Consider the following 20,869-nt stretch of genomic DNA (forward strand, 5'->3'; position numbering starts at 1 on the left):
CGAAGCTCTCGTTGACCCAGCTTCGGCAGTCTCCTCGGTGCTCTCAACGTCTGCTGTGACCAGAAGGGCCGAATTGCTCCGCTCTCCGAGCGCGGAGAGCCGGGGGCCCTTCTGGCAGAGAGTTTCGGTCTGCCCTGGACAACGAGGCCAAATGTCGCGGCGGGGCGCCGAACGTTGCGCTGAAGGCCCGGCTGAAGCTGGAGAGCTGCGAATAGCCGGTCTGTTGAGCCACCGACGTCGCCGGCACCCCGCGCAGCAGAGCCTCGCGGGCAAAGGTCATTCGAGATACTCTGCGCCACGTCGGATAGGGGACTCCGGTTGCGATGCGGACTGAACGGTGGAACTCGCGTCCTGACATGCCGAGCCTGTCTGCCCAGTATGCAGCGGGGAACGGGGCATGCGGGTTTCTCGCCAAGCAGCTGAGCAGTGCGGTGATCGAACTGCTCGTATCAGGTAGGTGAGCAGAAGCCCCGTCGCCAGTGTCGATCGTATGAAGTGCGACATGATCGAAGAGAGAGTTGGCGACAGGGACCCTTGGGCGAAGGGCCGTATAGGTGCTGACGATCCCGTGGAGGAGGGCTGCCTTGGTCTCGGGACGGAAGCGATGGACCTGCAGATGTTTGGTCGTCGCAGGTAAACGACCGGTGGGGCGATAGCCCAGTGGGAGAACGAGTGAATCCTCTCTCGCTCTGACCTCGTGATGGGTGCTCGCTGGAAGGATGAGTGCCTCGCCACGGTGCAGGACCTTATGTCGGGCATCGACTGTGACGTCAACGGTGCCTCGATACACCCAGATCGCGACATGCGAGCCGTTGACTCTGGGCCAGGTCTGCGTCGGCAACAGGCGCGGAACCGGTGCCGTCCTGCTCTGCTCTCCTCCTTCCCGGGAAACAGGGAGCGTAGGGAATGTGGGTGTTCGGGCATCGTCGGCGCGATCTCGGTCGCTCTGTCGGAGACGGTGCCGCGCTTCTCTCGGGCTCTGATCCATGATTCGTCGGAATGTGCGGGAGAACGCGCTGGGATCAGCGAACCCGACACGGTGGGCAATGTGTTCGACGCTCAGATCCGTGGCCAGCAGATCCAGCGATGCGCAGACGCGCGCCAAGGTGAGCCAGGCGGAGAACGTCATTCCTGTCGCACCTTGGAATCTGCGTTGGAGAGTGCGCGGGCTCAGGCTCAATGAACTCGCCAGTTCGCCGAGAGTGTGAGGGGCGCTCGGATAGGCGAGGAGGAATCGAGCCAGCCGGTTGAGGTCCTCATCGACCGGCATCGGAGGAATCCTCCGGCTCGACTCTGCAGACTCGGCAACTCTCAGCGGGAGCGGGAGTTCGCCGAAATCTTCGACTGGGCGCAGGTAGCCAAGGCCCGCCGCGAAGCGAGACAAGACGATCGGCTCCCATTCGCGGGGGAGGCTGAAATGCTTGATCGTGGGCACCTCGGTGCCGGGGAGCCACGTCGGAACAGCAGTCGACCCGCGTTGAGTATTGGCGGAAACGGTGGCTCCGATTGGGATGAGCACCGCTTCGTCGGCGCCAAGCGACCAATCGCTTCCGTCGATGCGCACATCCGCCTGCCCGTGTACGACCCAGAAGAGCAGCGGTGTAGGCAGGTGTGCGATCTCCATGGCGGCGGCGGGCAGCCCATCGGGATCGAGGATGGCGGGCGAAGAGATCTGTCGGGACTCTGCTGGCAAGAAGATGTCGCTTTCGGCACGAAACTGATGATGAGGTAACCCTAAGCTATTCGGCAGTCGGCCGAGTTGCCGACCGGCATCGAGACCAGTCGGTGCCCGAAATCTCTGACCGAAGGACAGTCCTCCCATGCTCGTTGGCCGGATTCATGCTGCGCTCGCGTTGACCGTGATCCCCTTGATGATCGCAGCCGCAGGCTGCGCTTCTCCCCAGCCTGACTCTGATGAAACTTCTGCGGGCGGAACGGGCGAATGGCCCCGCACCGTCGAACACGCGTCGGGGTCAACTGAGATCGATGCCGAACCGCTGACTATCGTCTCGACCTCCCCGTCGTTGACCGGTTCTCTGCTCGCGATCGACGCACCAGTTACAGCGACAGCGACCGCTCTGCCGAGCACACTCGTCGATGACGTGGGCTTCTTCTCGCAGTGGGCTGACGTAGCACACGAACGCGGTGTGGAGGTGGCCTACGACAATCTCGAACTCGACCTCGATGCCGTCGACGAGTTGCAGCCGGATCTCATCATCGGCTCGGCAAACGCGGCAGATTCTGTCGCCGAAGCCTACGATCAGCTCTCCGATATCGCCCCCACAGTTCTCATCGACTATGGCACGAAGGACTGGCAGGAGGTCACAACGGAACTCGGCAGCGTCGTCGGTCACGAGGATGCCGCGAAGTCAGTGATCGATGACTACAAGAACTGGGTAGACGATCAAGCCGAGAAGATCGAGATTCCTCAGCAGCCGGTGACTGCGCTTGTCTACCTCGGATCCGAGGGTGTCTGGGCCTTTTCCAAAGACACGGCCCAAGGTCGGCTATTCACCAGCCTCGGCATCGACTACGCGGATGTCCCGGAGGACACCGCCACGCTCAAAGACGGAGTCGCTATGGTGAGTCCCGAAAATCTGCCGAAGGCATTCTCCGAGACAAAGTCGATCTTCGTCACTCCTGCCAGTTCCGCTGATGATGAAATCGAGTCCTTCACATCGGACCCGCTGCTGGCGAACATCCCCGCGGTGAAGAGCAAGCAGGTGTTCTCAGCAGGCGATGAATCATTCCGGCTCGACTACTACAGCGCGAAGCGAACAGTCGAACATCTCGTGGAAAGCTTTGGTGCCACGAAATGACGTCTGCGGCGACCCCTGCGACCACGCTGAACAGCAGTCGCACGGAATCCACGGACACAACGGTTGAGCCGGTCAAGGGAATACGGGCGAGTGTGCTCCTGCTCATCTGTGCGTGTGTCATCGTTGTCGCCGCGATACTCGGGGTCGCAGTCGGTTCCCACTACATTGAAATCAGTCGCGTGCTGAGTGCACTGAGCCGACCAGATCTCACCGATCCTGATCATGTCATCATCTGGAATTCGAGGATTCCGCGCTTGGCTCTCGGCATCGCGGTCGGAGCAGCTCTCGCCGTCGCCGGAGTGCTCATGCAAACCGTCACGCGCAACCCCCTGGCCGATGCGGGACTGCTGGGAATCAATGCGGGAGCCTCGGTCTCGGTGGTCGTCGGAATCGCCTATTTCGGAGTGGCGGGCACCCAAGCCACGGTGTGGTGGGCGCTCTTCGGCGCTGGATTCGCTGCTATCATCGTCTACGCCCTCGGCACTACTCGTGGACGTGCGGCGACTCCGGTTCGGATGGCTCTCGCCGGAGCTGCCTTCGCGATGGCGGTCGGTGCAGTGACGAGCATTCTGCTGATCAACAACGAGTCGACATTTCTGAAGTTCCGCTATTGGGTGGTCGGTACGCTGCAAGGGCGGCAGCTTGACGTCACACTGTCTGTCGCTCCCTTCATCGTTGTCGGCCTCCTGCTCGGGCTGGGACTGGTCCGGTCACTTGACGTCCTCGCGCTCGGAGATGAAACAGCCAAAGGGCTCGGTGCACGAGTCGGACTCACCCGTGCGCTCGCCGCTCTCGCAGTGATCGTGCTCGCAGGAGCGGCGACGGCAGCCGCAGGACCGATCGGCTTTGTCGGTCTGATGAGCGCTCATATCGTCCGCATCATCGTCGGCCCAACGCATGCGCGCATGGTGCCGTGTGCCATCGTCGTCGGTATCGCCCTCGTGCTCGCAGCCGATGTGGCCGGCCGGGTGGTCCTGGCTCCGAGCGAAGTCCAGACCGGCATTTCACTGGCCATCATCGGCGCGCCCGTCTTCATCATGGTCGTGCGCAGAGGAGGACTGGGATGAGGGGCTCTCTCACTTCAGCGGCCTCACGTCAGACCTACCCAGAATCAGAGAACGCGCGCCGCAGCCAAACACCCATCGCGCCCGCTGGACTGCAGCCCAGCGGTTCCGTCAGGAGGGCTGTCGTTCTCAGACTCGGGGCGATATCGCTGCGCATCGACCGCCGCAGCATCGTCGTCGGCTTTCTCCTACTTGCTGCCGTCATTGGCCTGGCTGTGCTCGGGCTCTATCTGGGCCGACCGCAGGAAGGAGCCGTCGGGGCGGTGAAGGCGATATGGGGTGACGGATCCGAACAGTTGGTGCGCAGCGTTCAGCAGCGACGGCTTCCTCGATTCCTCACCGCTTGCGCAGTCGGCGGATCTCTCGCCGCTGCAGGGTCGCTGTTCCAATCTCTGACCCGAAATCCGCTCGGTTCGCCCGATGTCATCGGATTCACCGCCGGAGCGGCGGCCGCGGCGGCCATCCACATCGCATTCTTCACTTCGACTGTCTGGACCACAGGACTGTTCGCCGTGCTGGGCGGGATGGCAGCGGCACTCGGCGTCTACCTGCTGGCCAGAAGATCCTCCCGAACAGGTGGGCTGCGTCTGGTGCTCATGGGCATCGGGACAGCGGCCCTTCTCACGGCTGTCACCGACGCAGTGATCGTTCGCGCCGACTTCTCCGACGCCCAGGCTCTGCAGCAATGGACAGCGGGATCCCTCACCGGACGCGGCTGGTCACACGTCGTGCTGACATTCGGAACCGCTCTTGCCCTGCTGCCCGCCCTCATTCCCTTGGCTCGTCGCCTGTCGGTGCTCGAACTCGGTGAGGAAGCCGCTGCGTCGCTGGGAGTCCGCGTGGAACGGCTGCGTCTGACCACTCTCATCGTCGCTGTCATCTTAGTCGGCACTGCTGTAGCCGCGGCCGGACCGATCGCCTTCATCGCTTTGGCCGCCCCTCAGATCGCTCGCGGCCTGGCCCGCAGCACTCAGGTGGGAATCTTCCTTCCCAGTTTGTGCGGTGCTTTCCTGCTGTCCGGTGCCGACCTGCTGTCCCAGGAACTCGAGATCGGTCTGCAGACGCCTGTCGGCCTCGTCACCAGTGTCCTCGGAGGACTCTATCTCCTCTGGCTGCTGGCGAGACGACTGTGAACTTCCCAGTGAAAGGAACTCCGATGCCACACCAGAATCCCCACAACATGGGTGCAGATCGCATAGAGCAGACGGCGCAGCTGAGGGTCGACAGTCTGCGCCTGGGCTACGGGGTGCGCGACGTCGTCATCGATCTCTCGGCGAACATTCCGCACAGAGGATTCACCGTGATCATCGGCCCCAACGGCTGTGGGAAGTCGACCCTGCTCAAGGGGATCGGTCGTCTCGTCCCCTGGAAAAACGGTGTGGTCACCCTGGGCGGAGCCAGCATTGCGAAGATGCCGCCTCGGCGCCTGGCTCGTCAGATTGCTCTGTTGCCCCAGTCGACGGGTGCGCCCGACGGCGTCAGCGTGTTCGATCTCGTGGCGCGCGGGCGGTTCCCCTACCAGTCTCTGCTGCGGCAGTGGTCGAACGACGATGAAGTGGCTGTCGAATCGGCGCTGGATTCAGTGGGAATGACCTCGCTGCGGGCCGCTCCTCTCGGAGAACTCTCGGGTGGTCAGCGCCAACGCGCGTGGATCGCCATGGCGCTGGCCCAGGAGACGCCCATCATGCTCCTCGACGAACCGACCACGTACCTCGACATCGCGCATCAGCTCGAAGTGCTCGACCTGTGTGCACATCTCAATGAGCAAGGGCGGACCCTCATCGCGGTGCTGCATGATCTCAACCTCGCGGCCCGCTACGCCACACACATTCTGGCCATGCGAGACGGTCGTCTCCGGGCCGCCGGCGCGCCCACAGACGTGCTCACTCCCGATCTCCTCGCTGAGGTATTCGACCTTCAGGCACTGGTTCACACCGATCCCGAAACTGGCCGGCCCCTCATCATTCCGCGACGACGCAGCGATTCGCAACAGGACGAAGGCACTTCTGACCACCCGTTGACGCACCCTGTCCATCAACAACGCTCCCTGACCATCAGCGAAAGGAACTGAAATGGCACATGAAACGAGCACACGAACACTGACCGACGATGCCCGGCGAGCCTCGGCGAACAACAGAAGCGAAGAGGCCGCGCTGCGCGGAGCGGACCACGATCGCAATCTTCACGACTCGAGAGCGACGGTCACTCGGTTGGAGTATCCGTCCGAGCGCCTGCTGCGATTCACAGCTCGTCTGGAGTCCGGAGCGGATGACCCTGCGTGGGCGAGCCCGAACGTGACTATCAGAATGGAGCTCGGAGAGGACTTTGACGATGCTTCGCGGATCTACACGATCCGTGAATTCTCGGCCGCTTCCGCTGAAATCGTCGTCGATGTCGTGCTGCACGGCGAGTCGAGTCCCATGATGCGTTGGGCACGGAATGCGCGTATCGGCACGGTGATCGCCTTCCGCGGGCCGAGGCAACACTTCATCGTGCCTGAGGCCAAGGGGCGGAGAGCGGCGCTCTTTCTCGATTCGACCGCGATCCCGGCACTCTTTGCGATGGTCAAGCATTGGCCGACAGGGGTGCAGGGCACAGCGGTCATCGAATCGGATGACGAGGTGGCTGTGGCCGAACTCAAATGCCCACCGGGCCTCGAAGTCCTCACCGTAGTGCCGGGATCAGCGACCGGGCTCTCCGCGCATGCACGGATGCTCGAATCACCTGAGGAGCACGTGGTCTGGGCCGCCGGGGAACGCGATGCAATGCGCGAGATCAGAAAGCACTTCCGGAAGGAAGTCGGACTGGAGAAGGACGACGTCGCCGTCTTCGGCTATTGGAAGCGTGGAGTGACGAACACGGAGATCGACTCACAACGGCTTCACGCCTACAAGGAACTCCTCTCCGCCGGTGGCAACCTTGATGATCTCGACGATTCGGAGATCAGTATCTGACCGAGTTGCTCACCCGCCCCAGGCGAACCACCCGCCCGGGTGGCTCACCCGCGAGCGAGCACGCCTTCGAGGTCGTCGAGCACTGCGCGGTCCTCGATCGTCGACGGCACCGCCGGATTCTCGGCGCCGTCGGCGATCTCGCGCATGGTCTTGCGCAGGATCTTGCCCGACCGGGTCTTCGGCAGGCCCGGGACGATGTCGACACGCTTGAACGCGGCCACAGGACCGATCTCCTTGCGGACCAACGCCACGAGTTCGTCGATGACCGTGGCCGGATCGGCCTCCTCGGCGGAGTCGCCGAGCACGACGAGAGCGCGCGGAATCTGCCCCTTGACCTCATCATTGACGCCGATGACGGCGGCCTCGGCCACGGCCGGGTGAGAGGCGACGACTGCTTCGATGATGCCCGTCGACAGTCGGTGTCCAGCGACATTGATGACGTCATCGGTGCGCCCCATGACGTAGACGTATCCGTCCTCGTCGAGGTAACCGGAATCGCCGGTGAGGTAGTAGCCGTCGAAGGCGGCGAGGTAGGAGGAGATGAACCGGTCGTCGTCTCCCCACACCGTGGCCATGGTGCCCGGAGGCAGCGGCAGCTTGATGACGATGAGCCCCTCTTCCCCTGCGGCCACGGGCTGGCCGCTCGGGTCGAGGATGGCGACCTGGTAACCGGGTACAGGCTTCGTCGGGGAGCCGGGTTTGAGCGGGAACCGGGTGAGTCCCAGCGGATTCGCCGCAATCGGCCAGCCGGTCTCCGTCTGCCACCAGTTGTCGACGACGGGGATGTCGCGTCCGGTCGCCTCGGCGAGGGTCTTCGTCGTCCATTCGTAGGTGTCGGGGTCGAGCCGCTCACCGGCGAGGAATTCCGCACGCAGACTGGACAGATCGTACTTCTTCATCAGATCCCCGTTCGGGTCCTCCTTGCGCACCACGCGCATGGCCGTCGGGGCGGTGAAGTGAACGTTGACCTCGTGCTGCTCGATGGCGCGGAAGAAGGCGCCGGCGTCCGGGGTGCCCACGGGCTTGCCCTCATAGAGCACCGAGGTGACGCCCGCCAGCAGCGGTGCGTAGACGATGTAGGTGTGTCCGACGACCCAGCCGACGTCCGAAGCGGTGAACATTGTGTCACCGGGGTGGAGGTCGAAGAGCGCGGGCATCGAGAACGCACCGGCCACGGCGTAGCCGCCGGAGTCGCGGACGATGCCCTTGGGTTTGCCGGTGGTGCCGGAGGTGTAGAGGACGTAGAGCTCGTCGGTGGCCCTGACGGTGACCGGGGCGATGCCCTCCGGTGTCCGGTCGAGCAGGGTCGCATAGTCGAAATCGGTCTCGCCGAGTTCGCAGCGGTGCTCTTCGCGCTGGACGATGACCGTGAACTCCGGCGTGGACTTCGCGATGTCGATGGCTTCGTCGAGCATCGGCTTGTATTCGAGCACACGGTTCTTCTCGACTCCGCAGGAGGTGGAGATGACGGCCTTCGGGGCGGTGTCGTCGATGCGCACGGCCAGTTCGTTCGGGGCGAACCCGCCGAAGACGACCGAGTGGATCGCGCCGATGCGGGCGCACGCGAGCATGGCCACGGCCGCCTCGGGGATCATCGGCATATAGATGATGACACGGTCGCCCTTGGTCACGCCCTTATCGGACAGGGCTCGGGCGAAGCGGGAGACTTCGTCGAGCAGCTCGGCGTAGGTGATGCTGCGGATGGTGTCGGTGACCGGCGAGTCGTAGATGATGGCAGCCTGGTCGCCGCGGCCGGCTTCGACGTGGCGGTCGATGGCGTTGAAGCAGACATTGAGTTCGCCGTCGGGGAACCAGCGGTAGATCGGAGCATGCGAATCGTCGACGGCGCGCGTCGGTTCGGTGACCCAGTCGATGAGGCTCGTGGCCTGTTCGAGCCAGTAGTCTTCGGGGTCGGAGGCGATGCGGCCCACGACATCGTCGTAGCTGGGGGCGGGGTTCTGCGGGTGCGTTTCCATGACCCCATTGTGACCTATGGAACAGCTCTGCATTGAGGCGGGGGTCACATTTTTCGGGCCGGGGAGCATTGATCGAGCAGGGGCGACGCGGGCGATCGGTCGGCGGGAAAGTCGACCCATTCGTCTGCATATGGGCCGGGACAGGGCACAATGGGGATATGAGATTCCTGGTTGCATTGATCCTCGGCCTGGCAGTCATGTTCGGACTCAACGCCATCTTCGACTTCTTCTCGATGGCGCGACCGTGGGGTTCGGTCATCATGGGCGTCATCGTCGGCGTCACCATGCTCATCTTCCTCCTCGTCTGGGAAGCCGTCCGGCCGACCAAGCCGAAGGACGAAGCTGCGAAGCCGCAGAGAAGCGAAGAGGAACGTGCCCAGGCGCGGGCCGAGCGACGTGCGCGTCTGGCCGCCGAAGCGGGGGTGAGCCTCGAGGGCGTCGAAGGTGCCCTGCCGGGGTCGTCCGCGACGACCGGTGAGAACGTCGATGCCGCCAGCACCGAGGCGGTCGGCGCGGCTGACAGCGAATCCGCGGACACGGAGGCGACGGACACCGAGGCGACCGATGCTCCTGGAATCGGCGATGACGATGCTGCTGAAGACGCGGAGTCGGTCGAAGATGCGGCGGCCGGTGATGCCGCTGACGAATCGACGGACCCCGTTGAGAAATCGTCGATCGAAAGCTCGGGAGAAGACGACGAGACGGACTCTTCTCGACCGGCGCCGCCCATGCCCCCGTCGTATCCTGCACGGCCGACTGTCGCCCCGCAGACCGGCGGGGCAGAACACGCCGATGCACAGGCACAAGCCGGCGCACAGACACACACCGGCACACAGGCCGATTCGGCTGAGTCAACGACGACGAAAGCGGGCGACATTCCGCCTGCACCGCTGCTGCCTCCCGTGGCGACGGCTTCGGGCGATGCGGGAACATCTGCCGACAGACCAGCCGACACCGTTGCTGAAGAGGCTGGCGACAAACCAGCCGACACGGCAGAAGGCGACGACGCAGAGTCGGCGGCGGACAGGACTCTCGAAACGAACATCGACGATCCGGCGACTCTCGATCCCGAAGACTTCGACGAATCCGCCGGCGGGTCCTCTCTCGAATCGCCTCCCACCGGTGAACCCGGAATGTCCGTCGACGCACTCGAAGGCAAGGAACCGGAAGAGACCGCAGAGACAGGAGACGCAGCAGACGATTCCGCCGACGGGGCCGACGACTCACAGTCGCCTCAGCGCAATGACGTCTCGGCCGACGAGAACAACCAGTACCGACTCTGAGGCGTCGGAGCCCCTGGCACTTTCTCCGCACAGCCTCGAACGGCTCCATTGCTGTGCAAAACCAGTGGGCCTATGATCGGGACTAGGCGTTCTGCAGAGCACCGGGGGACGAACCCCAACGTTTGAACCCGGTGACCGTTTTCGGGCGGGGTGATAGCAATGACGGTCGCCAAGTACGTCGAGTCGTATCGGCAACTCAGCGAGACTGTCCATGACGCCGGTCTGATGAATCGGCACCGAAGCTTCTATCTCAGCCGGATCGTCGCCTGGCTGGTGGTTCTGGCCGGTCTGCTCGCAGCCGTCATCGTCTTCGGAGCCACCTGGTTCCAACTCATCACTGCCGGGCTGATCGGGATGGTCATGGCTCAGCTCGGCTTCCTCTCACATGAAGCCGCCCATCGCGAGATCTTCGCCTCGAGGGGATGGAACGAGTGGACATCGCGCATCATCGCGGGATTGTTCATGGGGCTGAGCTTCAGCTGGTGGATGGCCAAACACAACACGCATCACGCCTATCCGAATCAGGAGGGCGTCGACCCCGACATCGACTCCAATCTCATTGCGATGACCCCCAACGCCGCGGGCCGTCGCCGAGGGATCGGAGCCTTTCTCGCCAGTCACCAGGGTGCGTTCTTCGTCCCCCTGCTGTTCTTGGAGGGGGCAAACCTTCACTACGCATCGCTGAAGACTCTGTACTCGTCCCCGAACGTTCCTCACCGCATCACCGAGATCGTACTGATCGCGATCCGGCACGGAGCCTACCTCGCGCTTCTCTTCGTTGTGCTGCCCTTCGGTATGGCGTGCGCGTTCTTCGGGGTGCAGGTCGGCTTCTTCGGGATCCTCCTCGGTGGGGCCTTCGCCCTCAACCACATCGGGATGCCCACCGTCGAGAAGGGAATCCACATCGACTTCCTGCGCAGGCAGGTGGTCATGTCCAGGAACATCAAGGACGGGCCGGTGGCACGATTCTTCCTCGGCGGTCTGCAGTTCCAGATCGAACATCACCTGTTCCCGGCCGCACCGCGCACCAGCCTCCCGAAGATGCAGACGATCGTCCGAGAGCACTGCGCCCGCTACGACATCCCGTACACGGAGAGGACGCTGACCGAGGCAGCGGCCACGGTCGTCGCCTATCTCAGCCAGGTCGGCGTGAGAGGACAGGATCCCTACACCTGTCCGCTCGTGCGACGATACCGAGGGTGACGTCCATGCCTGATACTCACACCGATGTGCCGCATCCACCACTCAGGAGCGAACCGATGAAGATCACACTGCATTCGAGCATGTGCGTGGCGTCCGGCAACTGCGGATTCGTCGCGCCCGAAGTCTTTTCGAACCCAGACGAGAATGAGGGATTCGCGAAGCTCAACGACACGTCACCTCCCGAATCGCAGCGGGAGGCCGTCCGGGCAGCAGAGTACCTGTGCCCGTCGAAGGCGATCCAGCTCGACGAGCATCAGATCCCTCCGCGCTGATCAGGGTCGGTAGTGCTGTGCCAACTTCTCCAGCCCCTCTTCGACGCTGACTCGGGGAGTCCAACCGAGGACTTCCTGCGTCCGCCGCTGGTCGAACCAGTGCGCGGTCGACAGCTGCTCGGCGAGGAACCGGGTCAAGGGCGGTTCGTCATCGTGTTCGCCGAGCTCCCACACCTTCTCGACCAGCGAACCGGCCGCCAGGGCCGGGGCGACCGGGATGCGCAGCTTCGGCTCCGCGGCGCCGCCGGCGATGGCAATGCGTGACATCAGCTCGCCGATCGGACGCGGCTGACCGTTCGTCACCACCAGAGACTCACCATGCGTGGTGTCGACCGCGGACACGGCGGCGACGATCGCCTCGACCGCATTGTCGACGAACAGGGTGTCGACGAGCGCCGCCCCCGATCCGAGCACCGGCATCCGGCCGGCACGGGCCCGGTCGATGACCCGCTCGGTCAGCTGTGTGTCACCCGGACCCCACATGAGGTGCGGGCGCAGGACGAGCACCCGGAAATCAGCGGAGTCCGCACCCAGAGCGATGCGTTCACCGGCCCCCTTCGTCCGCGCGTACTCTCCGCTGGCGAATTCCGGAGACGCCGGTCCGGCCCCATCGCCGATGATCGAATCACCCGTATGCGCCACCGACGGCGAGGAGATGTGGACCAGACGCGGCACACCGGCCGCTCGAGCCGCGTCGACGAGCGTGCGGGTGCCGCCGATGTTCACGGCCTCGAAGTCCTTGGGGTCGCCCATCATCGAAACCTTCGCGGCCAAATGCACGACCGCCTCGGCGCCGGTGACCGCCTCCTCGACCTTCTGGGCATCGGTCACCGAACCCAGCACATCCGCAGCCCCGGCGACTCCGGACGGGCGACGCTGCAGAGTCGTCACCGTATGACCCGCGGACACGAGCGCGCGGGCGACGGACGAACCGAGCAGCCCGGAGGCTCCGGTGACGGTGATTCTCACTTCAGCTCCTCATGATCGGGGACGAGTCCGGTTCGGACATGACCTCTGCTCGCGAACCGGTCCAGTTTCGACAGCTCCTAGACCCTGCCGCGCACCGGCCCACCGGCCAGGACGCTGTCCGCCCACGCCGCGAGGCGGGAACGGTCGATCTTCGAATTGTGGCGGATGTCGGTGGGGAACTCGGGCGCGACAAGCACCGCGGTCAGGTCCTGACCGCTGACGTCGAGCACCTGCTCGCGCAGACGCGCGGTCAGCTCCAAGGGCGCCAATCCCGGTGCCAACGCGGTGCCTTCGGCATCGAGCACGGCGACGAGCGCCTGCGTGCCGTCTGGGCCGATTCCGACGACGGCGCTGCGGCTGACCTCGGCGTCGGTGTCGATGAGTGCCTCGAGACCGCCGGGCCCCACGGGCCCGCGCGGAGTCGTCACAACGTGCTGCAGGCGGCCTTCGAGCCAGACGCGGCCGGCTTCGTCGATGTGGCCGATGTCGTTCGTCCGATGCCAGGTCAGACCGTGCAGGTCATCACGGGCCGAATCGGCGGTAGTGCGCCAGAGATTGTCATAGCCGGACTTGATATGGGCGGCGCTGACGACGAATTCGCCCAGCCGATTACGGGCAGCATCACCTTCGAGAAGCTCTTCGGCGGAGTCGCCGGTCGCGTCGATGGGCGCCAGAGCGAGTTCGACGCCGTCGATGGGCGAGCCCACGCACACTCCGAGCCCGCCGGTCGCATCGGCTTCGGCCACCCCGGACCGGTCGATGTCGGTGAGCAGAAGCCCCTCGGTCATGCCGTAGGGCGAATGGATGGAGGCGTTGGGGAACACCTCGGCGATGGCGTCCATGAGCTCGAGCGGCACGGGGGCCCCGGCCGAGAGCACGAGTTCGACCCGAGCGCAGGCGGCCTTCTGCTCATCGTCGAGCGCCGAGGCGGTCGCGGCGACGTTCGTGTACGCAGCGGGAGAGGCGAAGACCATGGTCGCGCGCCCGGCGATGATCGCATCGGCGATCGCGCTGGCCGTGAGCGTCTTCGGCTTCGTCACGGACATGTCCGGAGTCACCGAGGTGGCCCCGATGGCCGGTCCCAGCAGAGCGAAGGGCGGGAAGCCGGCGACCAGTCCCGTGCCCTCTCGGACATCGAAGGCCCGGGTCAGCACGGCTGCCAGTGCCGAGATGTCCGCATGCGTATAGCGAACTCCCTTGGCCGGGCCGGTCGAACCGGAGGTGAAGAGGATCGCAGCATCGTCGTGTGGTGCCGGGGTCGGCAGCTCCGCGCGGTGCGGGGTCTTCGACAGCGCAGTCAGGCTCGTCTCGGTCTTGAACAGGCGGGAGCGGACGGGGCCGAGCGGGGTGACCGAGATTCGTCTGCCGGGCCATCCGAAGGCGCGGGCCAGGGCGAGGCCGGGCAGTTCGCCGATGATCCACTGCGGATCCGCCGAGGTGACCGCCCGGGTCATTCCCTTCGGGCCGAGGCCGGCGTCGGCGACGACGGCGACGGCACCGATCTTCAGGCAGGCGTAGAGCGCGGCGGTGAGGTTGTTGCCGGGCGCGACGAGCATTGACACCCGGTCGCCCGGCTTCACCCCGAGGTCGAGCAGTCCACCCGCGATCGACGTCGTCACATGCCACAGATGCCGCCAGGTGATCTGCTGTGCGGGGTTCTGCGCGAAGTCCACCGAGGCGATCGCCTCGTCATCGCGGCGAGAATCGAGGATCGCCGTGACCGCCCGGATCGGCGCGGGGTCTGTTCCGGGCGCGGAGTCCGCTTCGGCAGTGGAGCCCGGCCCGGAGGCGGAGACGGAATTCTTCGCCGCGGAAGCGGTGTCGAACTGGGCGCCGAGCCAGTCGAGGACGAGACCGGCGACATCGTGATCTTCGCTCACGAGGTGGGAGGCGGTCTCGAAACGGTGCACATCGGCCTGCGGCAGACGTTGTCGCAGGTCTCGCAGGTAGCGCTCGAGGAACACGGGGTCCTTCGGGCCCCACACGAGCAGCGCGGGTTTGTCGAAGGCGGCGATGTCCTTCCCGATGCGCTGGAGTTCGGGGTCCGAAGGGTGGTTCCCATCGACGGGGATGTCGGCGACGAAGTTGCCGATCGCCCACCGGTCCTCCGCGTTCGCGTACGGGGCCGCGAAGGCGGCTCTGGTCTCGGCATCGAGATCGCCGAGACTCAGCGTCACCCGCAGGAACCAGTCGGTGAGCACCGTGGCCGTGGGCAGCATGGGCCCGGCCAGGGTGGCGCGCAGCGGCGCGGGGACAGGGGAGTCTTCGGGCTGGTGAACGGCCGTGTTGAGGCTGATCGCCGCCGATACGAGATCCGTGTTGCGCGCGGCCCAGCCCAGCGAGAGCACGCCGCCCCAGTCGTGGCCGATCGTCACGATCGGGTGGTCGCTGGAACCGCCGTTCGGTGCGGCACTGTCGGCCACCTCGGCGAGCAGGGTCGTGACGACGGCATCGAAATCGGTGATGCGATCGGAGATCCGGCGCAGCTGAGCGGATTTCGGGGTCGGCATCTCGGAATGGTCGAGCCGTTCGGAGAAGCCCATCTCGAGCTGGTCGGGGGCGATGAGTCGCCAGGCCCGGCCACCGGAGCGGGCGGCGTCGACGGTGGCGCGTGCCAACCGTCGCCACAGGTAGGACCAGGTCGGGTTGCCGTGGAGGGCGAGGATGGTGCCCGCTGGCTCCACACCGGCCGCGCGCAGGGCGGGCAGGGTGTCGAGCACGTGGAACGCATGCGTCCCGTCGGAGGTCGGTGCCTCGACGATTCGGGACCAGGCGGGGTCCCACTCGGGCAGCTGCGGGGGAGTCGTGGCCGGCCGTGCAGGATATTTCATGGACTCTTCTACCACTCGATTTCGGTCATGGCGGTGTTGAGGCCGGAGCCGACACCCATGCACAGGATGCGGTCGCCGGGGTGGAGGTTCGCGGCCTCACGGGCCAGTGTGATGGGCAGGGAGGCGGGGCCGACGTTTCCCAGTTCCGGGTAGGACACGGGGATCCGGTCGGGGTCGAGGTTCGCGGCCTTCGTGATCGAGTTCGTGTGCACATCGGAGACCTGGTGCATGACGTAGCGATCCATCTCCCGCCAGTCCCAGCCGGCCTCGTAGGCTTCCTCCCAGGCAGCCACGACGAGTTCCATCCCGCCGGAGAGCAGCCCTTTGGTGTCGGTGAACATGCCGTTGTGGTCGCCGACGCACAATGCGTGATGCTCGGTGGCGGCACGAGTGATCCCGCCGAGGACGCGATGGCCCTCCGGATGTTTGTCGGCCGGTCCGAGGACGGCGGCCGCGGCACCGGAGCCCAGGGTCAGGGACGCGAATTCGTTGAGGTATTCCTCGCGGGTGATCTCCGGGCGGTTGAGGCGGCGCAGCGTCGCCTCCTGCACGCGGGAGGCGTCTTCGCCGGCGACGACGAGGGCGTATTCGATCTGGCCCGCGTCGATCATGTTCGCGGCCAGGGTCATGCCGTTGACGAAGCCGAGGCAGGCGTTGGCGATGTCGAAGTTCATCGCTTGTGGGCCGAGGCCGATGCCGGCGTGGACGCCGACGGCCACAGACGGCTCCAGATGTTCGCGGGTGACCGAGGTGTTGACCATGAGGCCGATGGCTTCGGCCGGGACATCCGCGTCGACGAGGGCCTTCTTCCCGGCGGCGATCGCGCCGTCGGCGAACTGGTGGGGTTCGTCCCAGTTCCGTCGTGCGTAGACGCCGGCGACCCGCTGGAGGAGGCCCTGCGGAAGGTTGAGAGAGGACAGGGTATCGGCGAGGCGCTCGTCGAATTCCTCAGAGGTCACTTCGTTCGGGGCCAGCGTCTCGGTCAGGCCGAGCAGGGCCACGTTCGAGTGCCGAAATGTTGCGTTGCCGTTCGCCAATTGAGGTACTCATCCCTTTTCGGGTCGTTCGTCGGTGTCGATCTGGACCGCAGAGACGCGCGCGTGGCGCGACACGACGGGGGGAATTCCTGGACTATCTTACCGCTCAGTTTCTGAGATGTTCATCAGCGCGTGAACCAGGTGAAACCGTCGTAGAGCATTCCAGTGGCGGCGAGGACGGCGATGATCGCAAGAACAATCGAGGTCACAGTGTGTGAGACCTTCGATGTCTGGAAGCGCACGGCGCGTGAATAGGACATCGGCCGGTCGGTGACGAAATGCCCGAACTGGGCGAAGATCCGCCAGTCCATGACGTCGACGAGCGACTTCGCCGCGAGGGTGAAGACGATGATGCAGCCGATGCCCATGAACAGCAGGAACACGAAGCCTAAGAACCCGAAGTCCTTGAAGAAGGTGACGACCCGGTCGCCGATGGCGACGGCGAAGGCGGAGAAGCCTTCGCTGAACGGCAGCGCTTCGAAGGAGTCGGTGATCGTGCCGAGACTGACATTGTCGCGTTCGGTCCGCACGGAGCCGATGTACATGAAGATCGAGGCGGCGAGTGCCACGATGAGGTTGATGATCGAGATCGTCGCATTGTCCGGCCAGAAGTCGAGGTTCTTCAGCGTGTAGGTCGCTGACAGTGCCACACAGATGATGGCTCCGGTGAGCGCGCCGATGGTCGCCGGCAACAGGAGGTTGTTGAAGAATACGAACGCGACGACGGCGATGAGCGCGGCCCCGAAGATGTAGGTGAACACGGCGAGGGTGTCACCGTTCGCGGCCGTGGCGGCCCGCCGGTTCGCTTCGACCATCTGCCCCGAGTACTGGATGTTGCTCGCAAGCTCGGACTTCGCGGCCCGCGGCAGGTCGGCATCCCGGGCGTCGTCATAGCCATTGCCGTAGCCGTCGCCGTAGCCGTGGGCGCTGTTGGGCAGCACACGGGTCGCGTCATCGCCGCTCCACGGGCGGGTGGGCAGGTTGTCGCCGCCCTGGCCGTAGCCACCTGGGGTGCCCGGTCGACCTGACTGGGGCCGTGGCTGCCATCGTCCGAGCTTCGCACCGATCATGTAGATGACGAAGACGACGAGAGCTGCGAGGACTCCGATGGAGATTCCGGCGCCGAGCTCGTTCATAAGGGTGACTTCCTGGGAATGGACAACGGTGGTCGTCCTGTCAGTGTATGGACTCTTGACGCTTCGAGCACGTTCTGCCGGTGGACGAATAGGGGCCGGAGTCGGGCAGAGGAGACCTCGACTGGGCAATCGGCGGTTCCTGGGTAGGCTGGGAGCAGGACTCGGACCCTCAGGTCTGCCGGCCCTGCCCACCGACGTTCGAAGGAGACACGCGATGACCAACGCCCAGGCTTTCACCTCCGAGGCCCTGCCCCTGGACGAGCAGGTCGTCCTCGTCACCGGAGCCGGGCGCGGCCTGGGTTCGGCGATCGCGAAGGCCTTCGCGATCGAGGGGGCCGCCCTCGTCATCAACTACCGGTACTCGGCAGAGACCGCTGAGGAACTCGCCGAGGCGGTCCGTGCCCGCGGCGGACGTGCCGAGGCCATCGCGGCTGATGTCACCGATTCGCGTGCCGTCGACGCGATGTTCCGCACCGCGGCCGCGGAGTTCGGTGCGCCGGTGTCCACGGTGGTCAACAATGCGCTCGCGGACTTCTCCTTCAACGGAGATGAGCGCCAGCCTGCCGATGAGATCGACTACTCGGATTTCGCCGACCAGTTCCGCGGTTCTGTGGAGGGTGCGGTCAACACGGTCCAGGCCGCGATGTCCGGTTTTCGGCATATCGGGTCCGGGCGAGTCATCAACATCGGGACGAACCTGTTCCAGGACCCGGTCGTTCCCTATCACGACTACACGGCGGGCAAAGCGGCTCTGCTGTCGCTGACGAGGACGTTTGCCAAGGACCTCGGTCCGGCCGGGGTGCGGGTGAACATGGTCTCCGGAGGGCTGCTTCGCACCACCGACGCCTCTTCGGCGACGCCGGAGGAGGTCTTCGATCAGATCGCCGCCGCCAGCGCTCTGCGGCGGGTGACCACTCCGGAGGACTTCGCCTCGGCGGTGGTGTTCTTCGCCTCGCCGGCCTCCCGCGCGGTGACGGGGCAGAATCTCATCGTCGACAACGGCCTCGTCATGGTCTGAACCTGACGACGTCTCACATCGAACGATGGGGCCCCGGGCCGGATGACCCGGGGCCCTCGTGTCTGGGCCGCTGTTGCTGAGACGACTCGGGTGGTGGGTCTCAGACCTGTTCGAGGAAGGTCAGGGCCCGCTCGTAGAGCAGCTCGGCGTTGGTCTCCCGGTGGTCCGCGGTCGTCGGGTCGCTGAACAGATGCGAATCACCGGGGTAGAGGAAGTATTCGGCTTGAGCTCCGGCTCGAGTCGCCGACTCGAGGAGGGTCTCGATCGTGCCGGGGCTGCGCCACGAGTCGTCGACGGAGAAATGGGCTTGGACCGGCACCTGCTCCTGCCAGCGGGTCGGCTTCGGGAAGCCGCCGCCGTGGAAGAGCATGGCCCCGCGTGCACGCGGATCGTTCTTGCCCATCTGCTGAGCGAGTGCGGCTCCCAGCGAGAACCCGCCGAAGACGATCTCATCGCCGAGGTCGACGCAGGCGTCCTTCGCTCGGTCCACGAGCGTGGAGAATCCGACTTCCTGGGAGAACGCGACGCCCTCCTCGGCGTCGGTGAAGGTCTTGCCTGCGTAGACGTCGGGCGTGTGGACGGCGTGGCCGGCCAGGATGAACCGTTCGGCGAATGCATCCATGCCGGATGTGCGACCGAGTGCCGAGTGGAACAGGACGAGCGTGGTCATAGAGTCTCCTCTCGGCCGGTCAGCGGCTGTGACCGTGGGGGATGGTGAAGGTGTCGGCGCGTGCGGTCGCCCAGTCGTCGGCCCATTCCGTGGGAGGATCCTCGAGGAGCTCGCCGGGTTTGAGCCAGTCGTAGAGGCGGGCATAGGACCAGGAGTCGGAGGCGGAGACGTTGCGGCGCAGCATGGTCGGCTCCAACTCGTCCGGGCCGGAGGCACCCATCGATGCCATGAGGCGCACCGCCTCGGCGACGACCCCATCGTGGTAGTTGCGTACGCGTTCGGCCTTGGTGGGTACGTCGATGGCGCGCGCTCGCCGCGGATCCTGTGTGGCCACGCCGACCGGGCATCTGCCGGTGTGGCAGACCTGCGCCTGGATGCAGCCGATGGCCATCATCATCGCGCGTGCGGAGTTCGTGAAGTCCGCACCCTGGATGAGACGTTTGACGATGTCGGTGCCGGTGGCGATCTTCCCCGAGGCGCCGATCTTGATCTTCGTGCGCAGACCGGCACCGACGAGCGCGTTGTGCACGATCATCAGCCCCTGCGTCAGCGGCAGTCCCACATTGTCCTCGAATTCCAACGGTGCCGCACCGGTGCCGCCTTCGGAACCGTCGACGATGATGAAGTCCGGCAGGATCTCGGTCTCGACCATGGCCTTGACGATCGAGAGGAATTCCGTGCGCGATCCGATGCAGAGTTTGAATCCGGCGGGCTTCCCGCCCGAGAGTGTGCGCATCCTCTGGATGAATTCAAGCAGCTCGATCGGGGTCGAGAACTCACTGTGTCCGGGCGGGCTGATGCAGGTCTTGCCGACGGGGATGCCGCGGATCGCCGCGATCTCCTCGGTGACCTTCCGTCCGGGAAGCACACCGCCGATGCCCGGTTTCGCTCCCTGCGAGAGTTTGAGCGAGACCATCTTCACCTGCGGGTCCTTCGACTTCTCGGCGAAGATCTCCGGGTCGAACTTCCCGTCGGGGGTGCGGGTGCCGAAGTAGGCGGTGCCGAGCTCCCAGATGAGGTCGCCGCCGTGTTCGCGGTGGTACGGCGAGATCGACCCCTCGCCGGTGTCGTGAGCGAACCCGCCGAGGGCCGCTCCCTTGTTCAGGGCCCGTACGGCGTTGTTGCTCAGCGAGCCGAAGCTCATCGCCGAGACGTTGAGCAGTGAGATGTCATAGGGCTGGGTGCAGTCCTCGCCGCCGATGTGCACGCGGGGCGGACGCGGCGGGTTGGGGATCGGCATGGCCGAGTGCATGAGCGCCTCATAGCCGGTCCGGTTGACGTCGCGTTCGGTGCCGAAGGCGTGCTCGGAGTGCGTGCCCTTGGAGCGTTCGTAGATGGTGGTGCGGGTGTCGCGGTTGAACGGCCGACCGTCCCAGTTGCGTTCGATGAAGTACTGCTGGATCTCCGGCCGGATCGATTCCAGCAGGAATCGGGCATGTCCGGCGATGGGGTAGTTGCGCAGGATCGAATGCTTCTTCTGAGTCAGATCCCATGCGGCGAGGGCGCCGAGTCCGATCGCCGAGGCGGTCGCCGCCAGCCCGGCGACCTGCTTGCCTGCCGACTCGCCGCTGACCAACCGGACAATGGGGAATTGCCGTTTCATTGTGCCTCCTTGAACTGTCCTGGCTTCGAGCCTA

At 65.2% G+C, this 20,869-nt stretch carries 17 protein-coding genes; 9 read left to right on the plus strand and 8 right to left on the minus strand.

The features are described 5' to 3' along the window. Positions 1 to 43: 43 nt before the first annotated feature. Positions 44 to 1,822 (minus strand): helix-turn-helix domain-containing protein, encoded by a 1,779-nt coding sequence (locus ACQE2J_RS02005; RefSeq protein WP_426936966.1) that lies wholly within the window; start codon positions 1,820 to 1,822, stop codon positions 44 to 46. Here ACQE2J_RS02005 and fepB point away from each other — a divergent pair. From fepB to ACQE2J_RS02030, 5 genes are read left to right on the plus strand one after another with little or no spacing between them, the layout of a single operon-like run. Next, a complete protein-coding gene (fepB, locus tag ACQE2J_RS02010) occupies positions 1,821 to 2,819 on the plus strand; it encodes a Fe2+-enterobactin ABC transporter substrate-binding protein (protein ID WP_425119022.1) in 999 nt (332 codons plus the stop codon). The genes ACQE2J_RS02005 and fepB overlap by 2 nt on opposite strands. After that, positions 2,816 to 3,886 carry a FecCD family ABC transporter permease gene (locus ACQE2J_RS02015; protein ID WP_426936967.1) on the plus strand — a complete coding sequence of 357 codons (1,071 nt, stop codon included), beginning with the start codon at positions 2,816 to 2,818 and terminating at the stop codon, positions 3,884 to 3,886. The genes fepB and ACQE2J_RS02015 overlap by 4 nt, the downstream gene beginning before the upstream one ends. Then, positions 3,883 to 5,016 (plus strand): FecCD family ABC transporter permease, encoded by a 1,134-nt coding sequence (locus tag ACQE2J_RS02020; protein ID WP_127365055.1) that lies wholly within the window; start codon positions 3,883 to 3,885, stop codon positions 5,014 to 5,016. Before ACQE2J_RS02015 ends, ACQE2J_RS02020 begins: the two co-directional genes overlap by 4 nt. A 23-nt stretch (positions 5,017 to 5,039) precedes the next feature. Further along, positions 5,040 to 5,954 carry an ABC transporter ATP-binding protein gene (locus ACQE2J_RS02025; RefSeq protein ID WP_226823893.1) on the plus strand — a complete coding sequence of 305 codons (915 nt, stop codon included), beginning with the start codon at positions 5,040 to 5,042 and terminating at the stop codon, positions 5,952 to 5,954. A 1-nt stretch (position 5,955) separates the two neighbouring features. After that, positions 5,956 to 6,837: a siderophore-interacting protein gene (locus ACQE2J_RS02030; protein WP_426936968.1), complete on the plus strand. Its 882-nt coding sequence runs from the start codon at positions 5,956 to 5,958 to the stop codon at positions 6,835 to 6,837. Between the two features lie 44 nt (positions 6,838 to 6,881). On the opposite strand, the gene ACQE2J_RS02035 is transcribed toward ACQE2J_RS02030, so the two are convergent. Then, positions 6,882 to 8,813, minus strand: a complete 1,932-nt coding sequence (locus tag ACQE2J_RS02035; protein ID WP_135541742.1) for an acetate--CoA ligase — start codon at positions 8,811 to 8,813, stop codon at positions 6,882 to 6,884. Between the two features lie 158 nt (positions 8,814 to 8,971). Here ACQE2J_RS02035 and ACQE2J_RS02040 point away from each other — a divergent pair, with 158 nt between their 5' ends. The 3 genes from ACQE2J_RS02040 (at position 8,972) to ACQE2J_RS02050 (ending at position 11,571) form a co-directional block, all read left to right on the plus strand. Next, a complete protein-coding gene (locus ACQE2J_RS02040; protein ID WP_135541744.1) occupies positions 8,972 to 10,096 on the plus strand; it encodes a hypothetical protein in 1,125 nt (374 codons plus the stop codon). A gap of 159 nt (positions 10,097 to 10,255) precedes the next feature. Continuing rightward, positions 10,256 to 11,299: a fatty acid desaturase family protein gene (locus ACQE2J_RS02045; RefSeq protein WP_135541746.1), complete on the plus strand. Its 1,044-nt coding sequence runs from the start codon at positions 10,256 to 10,258 to the stop codon at positions 11,297 to 11,299. A gap of 56 nt (positions 11,300 to 11,355) precedes the next feature. Continuing rightward, a complete protein-coding gene (locus tag ACQE2J_RS02050; RefSeq protein ID WP_167854476.1) occupies positions 11,356 to 11,571 on the plus strand; it encodes a ferredoxin in 216 nt (71 codons plus the stop codon). Here ACQE2J_RS02050 and ACQE2J_RS02055 read toward each other — a convergent pair whose 3' ends face one another. The 4 genes from ACQE2J_RS02055 to ACQE2J_RS02070 form a co-directional block, all read right to left on the minus strand. Then, positions 11,572 to 12,540 carry an NAD-dependent epimerase/dehydratase family protein gene (locus tag ACQE2J_RS02055; protein WP_135541749.1) on the minus strand — a complete coding sequence of 323 codons (969 nt, stop codon included), beginning with the start codon at positions 12,538 to 12,540 and terminating at the stop codon, positions 11,572 to 11,574. A gap of 77 nt (positions 12,541 to 12,617) precedes the next feature. Next, a complete protein-coding gene (locus ACQE2J_RS02060; protein ID WP_135541750.1) occupies positions 12,618 to 15,371 on the minus strand; it encodes an alpha/beta fold hydrolase in 2,754 nt (917 codons plus the stop codon). Between the two features lie 8 nt (positions 15,372 to 15,379). Continuing rightward, entirely contained in the window at positions 15,380 to 16,408 is a 1,029-nt protein-coding gene (locus ACQE2J_RS02065) for a 3-oxoacyl-ACP synthase III (protein WP_135541752.1), read from the minus strand. A gap of 125 nt (positions 16,409 to 16,533) precedes the next feature. Further along, the gene (locus tag ACQE2J_RS02070; RefSeq protein WP_135541754.1) at positions 16,534 to 17,544 is read right to left on the minus strand and encodes a hypothetical protein; all 1,011 of its coding nucleotides are present in this window, start codon (positions 17,542 to 17,544) and stop codon (positions 16,534 to 16,536) included. Between the two features lie 214 nt (positions 17,545 to 17,758). Between ACQE2J_RS02070 and ACQE2J_RS02075 the strand changes: the two genes are divergently transcribed. Further along, positions 17,759 to 18,562 (plus strand): 3-oxoacyl-ACP reductase, encoded by an 804-nt coding sequence (locus ACQE2J_RS02075; RefSeq protein WP_205683382.1) that lies wholly within the window; start codon positions 17,759 to 17,761, stop codon positions 18,560 to 18,562. Between the two features lie 100 nt (positions 18,563 to 18,662). Here ACQE2J_RS02075 and ACQE2J_RS02080 read toward each other — a convergent pair whose 3' ends face one another. Then, positions 18,663 to 19,232, minus strand: coding sequence for a dienelactone hydrolase family protein (locus ACQE2J_RS02080; protein WP_135541756.1), 570 nt, complete (start codon positions 19,230 to 19,232; stop codon positions 18,663 to 18,665). A 19-nt stretch (positions 19,233 to 19,251) separates the two neighbouring features. Next, the gene (locus ACQE2J_RS02085; RefSeq protein WP_135541758.1) at positions 19,252 to 20,835 is read right to left on the minus strand and encodes an FMN-binding glutamate synthase family protein; all 1,584 of its coding nucleotides are present in this window, start codon (positions 20,833 to 20,835) and stop codon (positions 19,252 to 19,254) included. Positions 20,836 to 20,869: the final 34 nt, after the last annotated feature.

The organism is Brevibacterium sp. LE-L, assembly GCF_050214925.1.
Lineage (GTDB): Bacteria > Actinomycetota > Actinomycetes > Actinomycetales > Brevibacteriaceae > Brevibacterium.